The organism is Mesorhizobium sp. M0243 (genome assembly GCF_040321775.1).
Taxonomy (GTDB): domain Bacteria; phylum Pseudomonadota; class Alphaproteobacteria; order Rhizobiales; family Rhizobiaceae; genus Mesorhizobium.
In genome coordinates, this window is the sequence record NZ_JAMYSF010000023.1 from 71,659 (window position 1) to 84,330 (window position 12,672).

Genomic DNA, 12,672 nt, shown 5'->3' on the forward strand with positions numbered 1-12,672 from the left:
AGGGAGAAGACAATGTTCAGTAGAAAATGGATTGCGGCGGCGACACTTGGCGCGCTGCTGCTGGCCGGTCAGGCCATGGCGCAAGACAAGAAGGTCATCGCGGTGTCGATACCGGCAGCCGACCACGGTTGGACGGCGGGCATCGTCTATCACGCACAGGCGGCGGCCAAGGAAATCAACGCCGCGTTCCCGAACGTCGAAGTGGTCGTGAAGACGTCGCCGTCCACGGCGGAGCAGGTCAGCGCGCTTGAGGACCTGTCGGCCAGCCGCAAGCTGGATGCTTTGGTGATCCTGCCTTACAGCTCGGAAGAGCTGACTCAGCCGGTCAAGGCTATCAAGGACATGGGCACGTTCATTACCGTCGTCGATCGCGGTCTGACTGACGCCTCCGTCCAGGATCTTTACCTCGCGGGCGACAATATCGCGGTTGGCACCAACACAGCCAAGTTCATGATCGACAAGCTCGGCGGCAAGGGCGACGTCGTTGTGCTGCGCGGCATTCCGACCGTCATCGACGACGAGCGCATCAAGGGCTTCCAGGACACGATCAAGGGTACGAACCTGAAAGTCCTCGACATCCAGTACGCGCATTGGAACAGCGACGAGGCCTTCAAGCTGATGCAGGACTATCTGGCCAAGTACCCGCATATCGATGCGGTCTGGGCCAATGACGACGACATGCTGCTTGGCGTGCTCGAAGCGGTCAAGCAATCGGGCCGGACCGATATCAAGCTGGCGCTCGGTGGCAACGGCATGAAGGACATCGTCAAGAAGGTGATCGACGGCGACGCCATGACGCCGGTCGAGACGCCATATCCGCCGTCGATGATCAAGACCGCGATCTACATGACCGTCGCCAACCTGATCGGCCAGGCACCCGTCCGTGGCACCGTCAAGCTCGACGCGCCGTTGATCACCCAAGCCAACGCCAAGGAATACTATTTCCCCGACTCGCCATTCTAACCCTATCCGATTTCACCGAAAGGCAGGGCGCGGTCCGCGCACTGCCTAGCTCAAACACTGAGAGGAAGAGCCATGCCAGGCAAGAAGATACTGATGCTGACCGGTGAGTTCACCGAAGAATACGAAATCTTTGTCTATCAGCAAGCCATGGAAGCCGTCGGTCACACCATCCACGTGGTGTGCCCAGACAAGAACGCCGGAGATCTGATCAAGACCTCGCTGCACGACTTCGAGGGCGACCAGACCTACACCGAAAAGCTCGGCCACTATGCGCTGATCAACAAGACTTTCTCGGAAGCCGAGAGGCAGCTCGATCAATATCATGCCGTCTACTGCGCGGGCGGCCGCGGCCCGGAATACATCCGCACCGACAAGCGCGTGCAGGCCATCGTGCGCCATTTCCACGAGGCCAAGAAGCCGATCTTCACCATCTGCCACGGTGTGCAGATCCTGATCGCTGTTGACGGCGTGGTGCGTGGCAAGAAGGTCGCAGCACTCGGCGCCTGCGAGCCTGAGGTGACACTGGCGGGTGGCACCTATATCGACCTGTCGCCGACCGAGGCCTATGTGGACGGGACAATGGTTTCTGCCAAAGGCTGGACGGCGCTTGCTGCGTTCATCCGCGAATGTCTGAAGGTGCTGGGAACGGAAATCCGCCACGCATAAGCTTCTGGAACCGACGCATTTCGCCAAGGGATGCGTCGGTTGCTTTCAACAGCGCATCCATATCCATAAGTTCGATCGGGATCGCGGCTCCCGAGCACAACGATATAGGCGAGATGCTCAAGGGTCGCCGCCTGGTTGCGCTGCTTTCGTCCTTCTTGTTTCACTGATCGCGGTAGTGCTGTTCGACATGCTGGCGCGCGGCGTTGTTTCAGCGTCCGGATTAGAGGTCGTGTCGTCGACCGTGCGGCCCGTCGTCGCCCCGAGGCCATCACGCTCGGTGCCGAGGCCCGGTGAACAAGTTCTCATAAAACCTTCTGACAACCGTTCGATCGGCGCTCAGGCTCGACGTCACTATGAAAGCGGGATGCGCCTGAGTTCAGGCCTGCGTCAGTGAATATGGCATCGCGGATAACCAATAGTCTCTGGCGTCCGGGTTGGTCATCGGCCTAACGAAAAGAACGGCGTCTAGGAACGATTCCGGCCGGCTGCCGTTGCCTAACATTAGCTATCTCTTATGGAATCTGCGAAATGCCGCTGTGTCAGAATCTATGCCCTCTTGAAATGACATTCAAATGCCCGCGTTGCGGATTGGCTTTGCTGAAACCCGGGCGCTGGTTTCAGGTTGCATCCAAATATCGCTGCGAGGGGTGTCACAGCGAAATCCGGATCACTTATCCCGACAAGATTGCACTATTCCAGAAGTATGCGGCTTCGCAACGCGAGGGTCCATCTCCGCCAAAGCATAGCTCAGTCCTGGCCAAGTCATTCAGCGGCTAGGCCATGGTCCTGCCAGGGCAGTCTGAACGCTGACTGCCGGCGGTAGTGCTGCCTGTTGCATGGAACGAAATCCGTTCCTTGCGGTTGGGAGTTCATGCCTCCAGCTACACGCAATTGAGCCGGCCATGCCCTGCAGTCAGGAGCAGTGATGCAAACATACCTGGTAGAGCAAATGGAAGGGGACGACGTAGTTGCGGCGAGTAATGTCAATGCGTCCAGCCCGTTCACGGCGGCGACTATATCAACAGGACGCCAGGTTACCCTGCGGACATGGGAAAACAACTGGGTTCGTGTCACGGATGAGCTTGGAGGAGAAGTATTCGCATATTGCTTCGTTTCAGGCGCCGGCGAAGCGGACAGCAGCGCACAGCCCGACACCTCGGTAAGGTAGTCCCACAGCCCGGGCGGGCGCAGGCTTGCATGCTCAACTTCGAACGATTCAAGCGATCAAGACCGCCTGGCGCATCATCCGAATGATTGATGAAAAGATCATGCCGCGGGGCGATAAGCGGCAACAATCCTAGCGTGGGGCCCTTATGTCTCTGGCGCATTTAGAATCTTCGAGGGCGATTCGAACGGTGCAGACTGACTACCAACCGGTGGTCTCTTGTCGATGGTCAAAAGTTCCCGATCATGCTCTTGACGAGGGCGGGCCCGTTCTACGTCTGCATCAACGGATGGGAACTGGCTTCGTCGACATTCCGGTCTTTGATCACCTGAGGGAAATCGCCGGGCATTATTCCGAAAAATTAGCCGCCAGCGACGGCACCAACCGACTGACCTATTCCGAGCTTTTTCGGGCGGTCGAGGCCTTGGCCAGCCGGATTGAAGCCGTCGTTCCCGACGGAAATGCGGTTGGAATACTTCAGGCCAACTCGGTCTGGTACACAGTTGCGATGCTGGCCAGCATGGCATCCGGTCGACCGTCAGTACCGCTTAACGTGCGAGATCCGGACTCGCGCATCAACGAAATCGTCGCCGACGCGAGGCTCTCCGCCATAATTGGCGACAAAGGCATCCATGGCCTTGATCTGCCCCAGCACGTTGCCCGGATCGAGATAGCGCAATCGTTGCAGGCAACGCTTCGTCCAGCTGAACACCGTACCGTTTCTGTCGATGCACCGGCAATGGTGCTTTATACCTCCGGCAGCACGGGCCGCCCCAAGGGGATTGTCAACAGCCAGCGGAGCTTGCTGTGCCGAGTGCAGCAATATGTCGACGCCTGCCACATCAATGCGCAGGATGTTTTCCTGCCCCTGACCGGCCCGGCAACCATCGCCGGTTGCCGGGAAATCCTTGCTGCTCTTCTTACGGGTGCTACGTTGCAGCTTGTGGAGGTCGAAGCCGTCGGCCTGCGCTCGGTTCGCGGCCGCATGCAATCGGAAGGCGTGACGATCACGTATCTGGTGCCGGCATTGCTTCGCGCTCTCCTGGCGGATGAGCCCGCGGACGCCTTTGGTTCACTCAGGGTTGCCCGAATTGGAGGCGAGAAGGTGTCCTCGGCCGACATCCGCCTGGTGCGCAAGGCTGTCCCGCCAACTTGCCTGGTGCAGATCGGCTATTCATCGACGGAAACGACTGGATCGCAGTGGTTCTTGCCGCACGATTGGCCGGAATTCGATTCCTCAGCTCCCGTCGGTTGGCTGCTTCCGGGAATCAGCTTCGCAATTGTCGATGAAGAGGGTTACCCGGTTCAGCCCGGCAAGATCGGAGAACTGTTGATCAGAAGCCCGTATGTCGCACTCGGATATTGGGAAAACGGGGCAGTTGTTCCGTTTGAAATAGATCCCGCCGACCAGACGCTTCGTATCTTTGCAACGGGCGATCTTGTGCAAATTGGGAGTGATGGCCTGTTGCGGATCATCGGTCGCAAAGGGCGCCAGATAAAGGTCAATGGGCGGCGCGTTGAGCCGGCCGAACTCGAACGGGTTCTGCGTGGCGCGCCGTCGGTGAAGGATGCCGTGGTTATCGTCACCCCGGCGAATGAACTGGTTGCGTTCGCCGTACCGCACGGCAGGGCGGGAGTCAGTTTTTGCGACGAGCTGCGCCAATTTGCCAGGACAAAATTGCCGCCGGCGCTTTGCCCGCTGCGGCTCCATGCAAGCGCCGAGATACCGCGGCTGGCCAGCGGAAAGATCGATATGGCAATGCTGGCTGCAATCGACCTTTCGGTGCGGGAAACAACGCCCCCACCGCAAATCGCCCATGCGGGAAATGAAGTTCCTGCTCATCAGATCGTACGGCGTGCCTGGACCAAGGTCCTTAAAACGCGGGTCGCACTGGGGTGCTGGGATGAAGCGGGGGGAGATTCGCTGAAGCTGCTGCATTGCGTGATGGAAATCGAAAGCGCGATCGGGCAAGAGCTCGGATTGGAAGCCTTCACGGTTGGAATGAGCTTCGATGAGATGGTTGCAGCGGTCATTTCCGCTCAAGGAGGCGGAGAGCACGCGCCCGCCTGGAAACACGAGCCTCCGCTGCTTTTCCTTTTCCCCGGGTCGGTCGGCTATGGTCCGAGCCTTGCTTCGTTCGCATCAGCAATAAGCAAGGTCGCCAGGGTGTCTCCCATCAGATATCCGGCCCTGGGCATGATCCTGCAAGGTCAGAACACTGTCGCCGCAATGGTCGAAGCTGCAATTGATCATATCAACCGCGTGCAGCCGACCGGCTGTGTTCGCCTGCTTGGCCACTCGCTCGGAGGAGCGGTCGCTTTTGAGGTTGCCGCGCGTCTGCTTGATCAAGGGCGAGCGGTAGCGTTCACGGGCATTCTGGATACCAGCCTGGTTGGCGAGCGCAGCAAGCGTTGGGAGACCATTACCCGGACATTTCACCGGATCCGAACCAATCGTATATCGGCTAGTCGGGTGGCGTGTCGCGCGCTTGCCAAGGTCGCGGTCAAAATGCACTGCGAATCCCGGCTTGCCGGCTTCCTCGACCGCTATGCCGAGGGTCAGTTCAATCCGACGAGCTTCAGAACCAAACTGGAACTGCAGGAGGTTCTGCGGGCGCGGGCCTTCTTCCAATGGCTGACAGAACCTAGGCCGATACTGCCGATCACCGGCACCTTGTTCCGTTGCGCGCGGCCCGGAATGCCCCTTGCACTCGGGTGGGATCGGGCATTCGTCCATCTGGACGTCATTCCGATCGCCGGCACCCACATCGACATGGTCGTGGAGCCTCATCTGACCGTCAATCGCCCACTCATCGAAAACGCTGTGACCGAGACCTACTCTTCAATCGAGTCACGCAAACAGGAGGCAGTGTCATCGACCTGATCGGCGAATTCAGCAGCGATGTGCTGGCGCTCGATGCCCGGCTGGAGATCGATCGCATCGTCGAGACTTTGCGCGAACAGGTTCTCGGCACACAACGGCGTCGCGGAGTGGTCGTCGGGCTCTCCGGAGGCATCGACAGTTCGGTCGTCGCAACGGTGTGCGCACGGGCGTTCGGAAAGTACAAGGTACTGGGCCTGTTCATGCCGGAGCGCGATTCGTCAGGCGACTCGTTGAGGCTTGGCCGCAGCGTCGCTGGGCAGCTTGGCATCGACACCATCCTTGAAGATATCGAGCCGGCGCTCGAAGGCATTGGCGCCTACGCCCGACAGATCGAGGCCATCCGAACTGCCGTCCCTGGATATGGCGAAGGCTGGAAATGCAAGCTGGTCATGGCATCGGTGCTGGAGAGCAGCGGCCTCAATATCACGCGCCTTACGGTCGAGGATCCGGACGGAAAGATCGACACCGTGCGTCTGTCGCCGGCGGCTTACCTGCAGATCGTCGCTGCTACCAACTACAAGCAGCGGGTTCGCAAGATGACCGAATATTATCATGCGGACCGCCTCAACTATGCAGTGGCAGGCACGCCAAACCGGCTCGAATACGACCAGGGCTTCTTCGTCAAGCAGGGCGACGGCGTCGCCGATGTGATGCCTATCGTCCATCTCTACAAGACCCAGGTTTACCAGCTGGCGGAATATCTCGGGATTGACACGGAGGTCCGAACAAGGCCGCCGACCACGGACACGTTTTCCATGGCGCAAACCCAGGAGGAGTTCTACTTCGCCTTGCCCTATCAGTTAATGGATTTGTGCCTCTACGGCATGAATCACGGAATTTCGGCCGGCGCGGTCGCCGCCGCCGCCGGCCTCACGGCCGAGCAGGTCGAGAAGGTCTATAAGGATATCGTCAGCAAACGCCGCGCCGCACGCTACCTTCACGCACGGCCGCAGCTGTCCGCTGCGATGGACAGGGATTGACCCATGTGCGGCATCGCCGGAATTGTGGCGCTGAAAGCGGCTGCGGAGCCTCCGTCACGAGCCGCGCTTCTGAGAATGGCAGCCGCGCTCTCCCATCGAGGTCCGGACGAAAGCGGCCTTTACCGCGACAAGCGAGCGGGGCTGGCGCATACCCGCCTGTCGGTCATCGATCTCTCGACCGGACAGCAGCCTCTCGCCGACACAGGCAATACCACCTGGATCGTGTTCAACGGCGAGATCTTCAACTACGTCGAGTTGCGTGACCAACTCATAGCCCTGGGACATCGTTTCCGCACCCGCAGCGATACGGAGGTCGTCGTGCATGCCTACCGCGCCTGGGGCGTGGGCGCGTTCGAGCGGCTGAACGGGCAGTGGGCACTCGCCATCTGGGACTCGCTGACAGGCCGCCTCGTCCTGTCGCGCGACCGGTTCGGCATCTGCCCGCTGCATTTGTGCGAACACGCTGGCCGCCTGCATTTCGCCAGCGAAGTTAAGGCCATCTTCGCAGCCGACCCGGCGATACCGCGGGCCTTCGATCCGGCGGGGGTCGACCAGACTTTCACGCTGTGGACCGTCGTACCGCCGCAAGGCGTATTTCAGGGAGTACAGGAACTTACCCCCGGCCATGTCCGCATCTACGACAATGGCAGCGTTCGTGAGCAGGCTTTCTGGAAACCTTGCTATCCCGAGAGCGAGGACCTGTCCCATGGCACCTTCAGGGGCTCGCTGGAGGATGCGGTGGACGAAGTGCGCGGCGCCTTGCAGGCCGCGACGGCGCTTAGGATGGTGAAGGCGGATGTGCCGGTCGGCTGCTACCTTTCCGGCGGGCTCGACAGCTCACTTGTCGCCATGCTCGGGAGGCGCTTCGCCGGCGCGCCGTTCCAGACTTTCTCGTTGCGTTTTGCTGACGCCGAATATGATGAAACCCGTTACCAGCGGCTGGTTGCAAGTGCGAGCGGCGGCGAGCACCACGAGGTGATGGTTTCGCGCAGTGACATCGCCGACATCTTCCCAGATGTGATCCGTCACGCCGAGCGTCCGATTCTCAGGACGGCGCCGGCGCCGTTGTTCCTTCTCTCGAGGCTGGTGCGCGAACATGGCATCAAGGTCGTGCTGACCGGCGAAGGGGCCGACGAGATGTTCGCCGGCTACGACCTGTTCCGGGAAGGCAAGGTCCGCCGCTTCTGGGGGCGGCAGCCCGCCTCTGCCCGACGCGCGCGACTGCTGGAACGCCTCTACCCTTATCTGAGCCGCTCGCCGGTCAAGCAGCAGGCGATGGCGCGCCAGTTCTTTGGACATGGTATCCATGCATTTGGCGCGCCCGGCTTCGCGCATGATACCCGCTGGCGCACCACCAGCGCCATCAAACGGCTGTTCTCGGCCGACATGCACGCCGAAACGGCGCGTCACGACGTGGTGGCGGACCTGCTCTGCCGCCTGCCCGAAGAGTTTCAACGATGGGGTCCTCTCGCGCAGGACCAGTATCTTGAGATCAGGACGCTGATGTCGGGCTACCTGCTCTCCTCGCAGGGAGACAGGATGCTGATGGCCCATTCCGTCGAAGGGCGGTTCCCGTTCCTGGACGACAGGCTGGTGGCCTTGGCGAATTCGCTACCGGCCGACTACAAGCTGCGCATTCTGGATGAGAAACACGTGCTGAAGCGTGTGGCGAAATCGATCGTGCCCGCGGAAGTCGTGGCCCGCAAGAAGCAACCCTACCGGGCGCCCAACGCACTTTGCTTCATCGGCGATAGCGCACCCGCCTATGTCCGCGAAGCACTCTCGGAGACTGCCCTGCGCGCGGCGAATGTCTTTGATCCGAACTCGGTCGCGCGCCTGCTGGACAAATGCGCTGCCAAGACCGGCGATGGGGATCTGTCCAACTCGGACAACATGGCGTTGGTCGGCGTGCTGTCGACGCAGCTCCTCCATCAGCAGTTTGTCGCAAGCCGCCCTTCGAGCGGGTGTGCGGTCGACCTCAGGATAGATGTCGATCACCTGCACAGGCAAGAGGTGCTGGTATGATGCATGGCGCCGTCCCTCTGCTGCACGACTACCTCAGCCATTCGGCCGGCCGGCTCGGCGACAAGGTGGCGCTGGTGTGCGGCGGGCACCGGCTCGCCTATGATGAGCTTGAGACACGTTCCAACGCGGTCGCCCATCATCTCGTCACGTCCGGGGTCGCCCCCGGTGACCGCGTCATGATCTTCGCCGACAACACCGTCGAGACCGTGGTCAGCTTCTGGGCGGTTCTCAAGGCGAGCGCCGTTGTGTGCGTCGTCAATCCGCTCACCAAGAGCGACAAGCTGGGGTATTTGCTCAACGATTGCCTGCCGGCGGCATTGATCACCGACAAACATTTGCAGCCGATCTTTACTGAGCCGGCGCGTAACTGTCCGTCGCTGCGGCGGCTCATCGTCTCCGGTCAGGTGGACGACGCCGAGCTCCGGGGATTGCCGCATGCCGTGCGCTGGGATGAGGCGGCTGCCGGCCACGGCAAAGCGCCGGCCCGCCGCCGCATCGATATCGATCTCGCAGCCATCATCTACACGTCGGGCTCGACCGGCGAACCCAAAGGCGTGATGCTGACACACAGGAACATGATGGCAGCCTGCGCGTCTATCGCCTCGTACCTCGAGCTTGGCGAAGACGACGTGATCCTCAATGTCTTGCCCCTGGCCTTCGATTACGGCCTCTATCAGATGATAATGGCATTCCGTACCGGGGCGCGGTTGGTCCTCGAGCGCTCGTTTGCCTTCCCCGCACAGATACTTGCGATCATCGAAAGGGAGAGAGTTACAGGCTTTCCCGGCGTGCCGACCATCTTTGCCGCGCTGTCGGATCTCAAGACGCTGAAGGCAAATGATTTTGCAAGCATAAGGTATGTCACGAACACTGCTGCGGCACTGCCGCTCAAGCACATTCGCCTGCTCCAGGAACTGTTTGCCGATGCCCGGATCTATTCGATGTACGGCCTGACCGAATGCAAACGCTGCACCTATCTTCCGCCGGAAGATCTTGCGCGAAAACCGTTGAGCGTGGGGATCGCCATCCCGAACACCGAAATGTGGATTGTCGATGAGGATGACCGAAAGGTCGGTCCCAATGTCGTCGGCCAGTTGGTCATCCGCGGAGCAACGGTCATGAAGGGCTACTGGGGTAAGCCGGAGGCTACCGCGAGGAAGCTCAAGCCTGGCCCTTTGCCCGGCGAGCAGGTTCTGTACACCGGCGACTACTGCCGAATGGACGAGGAAGGGTACCTCTATTTTGTCGGCCGCAGCGATGAGATCATAAAATCGCGGGGAGAAAAGGTGGCGCCTAGGGAAGTCGAAAACGTGCTGATGGAAATCCCGGGAGTACGGGAAGCCGCGGTTGTCGGAGTTCCCGACGACCTGCTGGGGCAAGCAGTGAAAGCGTTTGTCGTCATGGAGCAAGGAACGATCATAGGCGAAAAGCAGCTGCGGATGGAATGTCAGAAGCGGTTGGAAAACTTCATGATTCCGAAGTCCATCCAAATTGTGTCCAGTCTACCGATGACGGACACGGGCAAGCTCAAGAAAATAGCGCTGTCATAAAGCGATACCTGGAAATCATTTGGATCGGAGGCCAATTCAATGCTGAGCACGAACAACAGAATTGACACCTACAGCGATCAGATACGCGCCTTTCTGGCGTCAAATTTCTACGTGGCCGACCCGCGTGCCCTGGAGGTTGAAACGTCGTTGCTCGACCAGGGCATCATAGACTCGACTGGAGTGCTTGAAGTTATCGGCTTCGTCGAGGAGACATTCGGCATCACTGTCGAGGACAGTGAACTTCTGCCTGAGAATTTCGATTCCATCCAGGGAATTGCACGTTACGTGGTGAGCAAGGAAAACTGATCGCCGGGCGATGGTAATAAGGGCGTCTTCCCAACCGAGCGCGCAAACCCATGGCGCGGCTCACGCTGGCGTTCTGGCTCGTGCACAAACCACCCTGGCTTCACCAGCATTGTTCGCAACCGTGCGAATGCTCTCGTAGCCTTTGGAACGTTCAACCAAACTCATGACCTGCCGGTCCTGGCCAAGCCCGACCTCGAAAAGCAGCATACCACCTTGCCGCAGATAGCGCCGCGCCTCCTTGATCACCCGCATGTGAATGCTCAGGCCGTAGGGCCCGGCAGCGAACGCCTCACGTGGTTCAAGTTCCATCAAATGCGCGCGGTCGTTTTCGAGCCGCTTCTCGGAGATGTAAGGCGGGTTGCAAACGACCAGATCGATCGTGCCTTCGAGCTCCAGACCCGAGAAGGAATTGAACAGGTCGCCCTGCAGCACCGAAATGCGTCCGGCCAGGCCAAGATGGGCGACGTTCCGGCACGTGGTTTCTACACAGCTGTCAGTGAGATCGCTCGCCCAGACGCGCGCGGTGGGGACCTTGTATCCAATGGCGCAGGCGAGATTGCCTGCCCCGCAGCACATGTCGACGACACGCGGGACCGGCCGATTAAGTTCACGCAGCACATTGAGGGCGGTGCAGCCGAGCAATTCCGTCTCCGGGCGAGGGACGAGCACGCCGGGCGCGACAACCAACTTCAGTCCCATGAAGTCGGTGCGGCCGGTGCTGTAGGCGCTGGCGACATCTATTTCACCAATCACGACAAACCCGCTTTCTTGATTTTCCCATGCTCGATTTCTCAGGTCGCCCATGTCTTCATGCTGTGAGGCGAGGCATCAGCCTCATCGTTCCCGGCTAGGTTCACGTCCGCGTAGCTACTGGATCGCCGCACTCTGCAGGTCGCTGCTGAACCTCACCTCGATCGTGTCTCCAGGCGCGACCTCAGTGTCCTGGTCGACCGGTCGACTTCTCGACGCGTCGCCGGCCCCGCCGGTTATTGTGATCCGCGCCTGGAAGGTTTCGCCGGCGACCGGCAGTGGAAGAGCGGACGCCCCTGATGGCTGAAGCTTCTGGCTGGCTGCGTGGAGCCTTGCAGTGGTCTCGGCGAGGCGAAGGTCGGTGTCCCTCAACTCGTTCAGAAGGCCGATCCTTCGTTGATTTTCATTGCGTTCCTGCTGCCTGACGAAGTCTTCCTGCTGGCGTCGCGTTCTCATGAGTTCGACCGACGTCTCGAGCGCCCGGCTCGACGACATCAGCACGGCACGTCTGACGTCGGCGAGCCTGCTGTTGGTCAGGTTGCCCGATTCGAACGATTTGGTGACCCGCGCCAGATCGTCCTCATCCTGTTTCACCGCGGCCGCTTCCGTCTGCTCGCGCTTGAGCAGAACCTCGACCTCAGCCTCGGCATCCTTGGCGGTCTTGTCGAGATAGCTTTGCTCCTGTTGAAAATTGTTCAGCGAAATTCTGAGACCCTCCGCTTCCGCCTGCGCGACCGCCGATATCAATGCATTCGACAGGGGCGAACCTTGCGGCGGCTGCATGTCAAATTCTGCCTGGTTCTGAAGTTCGGCGCGGATACGGGCGCCATGAAAGTAGTCCCTGATATAATCCCCCCAGATCGACTCGTAGTCGCGTCGCAGATCAACGGGATCAGGTCCGCTTTGGCTTGCCCGCGACCGCAGAAGGCTGAAACCGCCGGCGACCGCAATCGCCTGCCGGACTGTCATGAGTGGCCGGTAAGCCTGCTGCCCTGGCGTCAGCACATCGCCAGTCACGTAGATCGGCCGGTACTCCGCGATCACGGCCGTGACGTCGCTCGGCTTGATGACGATCATTTGCTCCCGTCCATCAGGCAGACGCTGGTGGACGATCTTGGTTGGCAGCACCGCTTCCATGCGCGTCTGCAATTCAGCCGGCGTCAACCCGCCAACTGGGATCATCCCGAACTCGGGCAGCGCGATCGAGCCATCCATCTGGACAATCGCGCGTTGCGTTCGTTCCGCTATGGAGGCAATTCCTATCTCTACCGTGTCGCCGGGGGAAAGCTTGTAGGCCACCGGCGCTTCAGCCGCGGCTGCGATATCCAGGGCCAGGCAGCCGGCAAGCGCTGCAAAGAAAATTCGGCTAACGAAGGCCATTGA

At 60.2% G+C, this 12,672-nt stretch carries 9 protein-coding genes; 7 read left to right on the top strand and 2 right to left on the bottom strand.

Annotated elements, in window-relative coordinates:
• The first annotated feature begins 12 nt into the window (after positions 1–12).
• From NKJ11_RS25255 to NKJ11_RS25285, 7 genes are all read left to right on the top strand, one after another.
• A complete protein-coding gene (locus tag NKJ11_RS25255; RefSeq protein ID WP_352794554.1) occupies positions 13–963 on the top strand; it encodes a substrate-binding domain-containing protein in 951 nt (316 codons plus the stop codon).
• 72 nt (positions 964–1,035) lie between these two features.
• Entirely contained in the window at positions 1,036–1,629 is a 594-nt protein-coding gene (locus NKJ11_RS25260; protein WP_013533129.1) for a DJ-1/PfpI family protein, read from the top strand.
• A gap of 1,313 nt (positions 1,630–2,942) precedes the next feature.
• Positions 2,943–5,678: a non-ribosomal peptide synthetase gene (locus NKJ11_RS25265; protein WP_023808959.1), complete on the top strand. Its 2,736-nt coding sequence runs from the start codon at positions 2,943–2,945 to the stop codon at positions 5,676–5,678.
• On the top strand, positions 5,675–6,658 hold the full coding sequence (gene nadE / locus NKJ11_RS25270) for an NAD(+) synthase (RefSeq protein ID WP_032908690.1): 984 nt from the start codon (positions 5,675–5,677) through the stop codon (positions 6,656–6,658). Before NKJ11_RS25265 ends, nadE begins: the two co-directional genes overlap by 4 nt.
• 3 nt (positions 6,659–6,661) lie before the next feature.
• Positions 6,662–8,683 carry an asparagine synthase (glutamine-hydrolyzing) gene (gene asnB, locus NKJ11_RS25275; protein ID WP_023808957.1) on the top strand — a complete coding sequence of 674 codons (2,022 nt, stop codon included), beginning with the start codon at positions 6,662–6,664 and terminating at the stop codon, positions 8,681–8,683.
• Positions 8,680–10,233, top strand: a complete 1,554-nt coding sequence (locus NKJ11_RS25280) for a class I adenylate-forming enzyme family protein (protein ID WP_031212342.1) — start codon at positions 8,680–8,682, stop codon at positions 10,231–10,233. The genes asnB and NKJ11_RS25280 overlap by 4 nt, the downstream gene beginning before the upstream one ends.
• 39 nt (positions 10,234–10,272) lie before the next feature.
• Positions 10,273–10,539 carry an acyl carrier protein gene (locus NKJ11_RS25285; protein WP_013533122.1) on the top strand — a complete coding sequence of 89 codons (267 nt, stop codon included), beginning with the start codon at positions 10,273–10,275 and terminating at the stop codon, positions 10,537–10,539.
• Positions 10,540–10,599: 60 nt separating this feature from the next.
• Here the strand turns inward: NKJ11_RS25285 and NKJ11_RS25290 are convergent, their stop codons facing one another.
• Together NKJ11_RS25290 and NKJ11_RS25295 are read right to left on the bottom strand one after the other, a co-directional pair.
• Positions 10,600–11,343 (bottom strand): N5-glutamine methyltransferase family protein, encoded by a 744-nt coding sequence (locus tag NKJ11_RS25290; RefSeq protein ID WP_050592622.1) that lies wholly within the window; start codon positions 11,341–11,343, stop codon positions 10,600–10,602.
• A 63-nt stretch (positions 11,344–11,406) separates the two neighbouring features.
• Positions 11,407–12,669: a polysaccharide biosynthesis/export family protein gene (locus NKJ11_RS25295; protein WP_023808954.1), complete on the bottom strand. Its 1,263-nt coding sequence runs from the start codon at positions 12,667–12,669 to the stop codon at positions 11,407–11,409.
• Between the last annotated feature and the right edge of the window lie 3 nt (positions 12,670–12,672).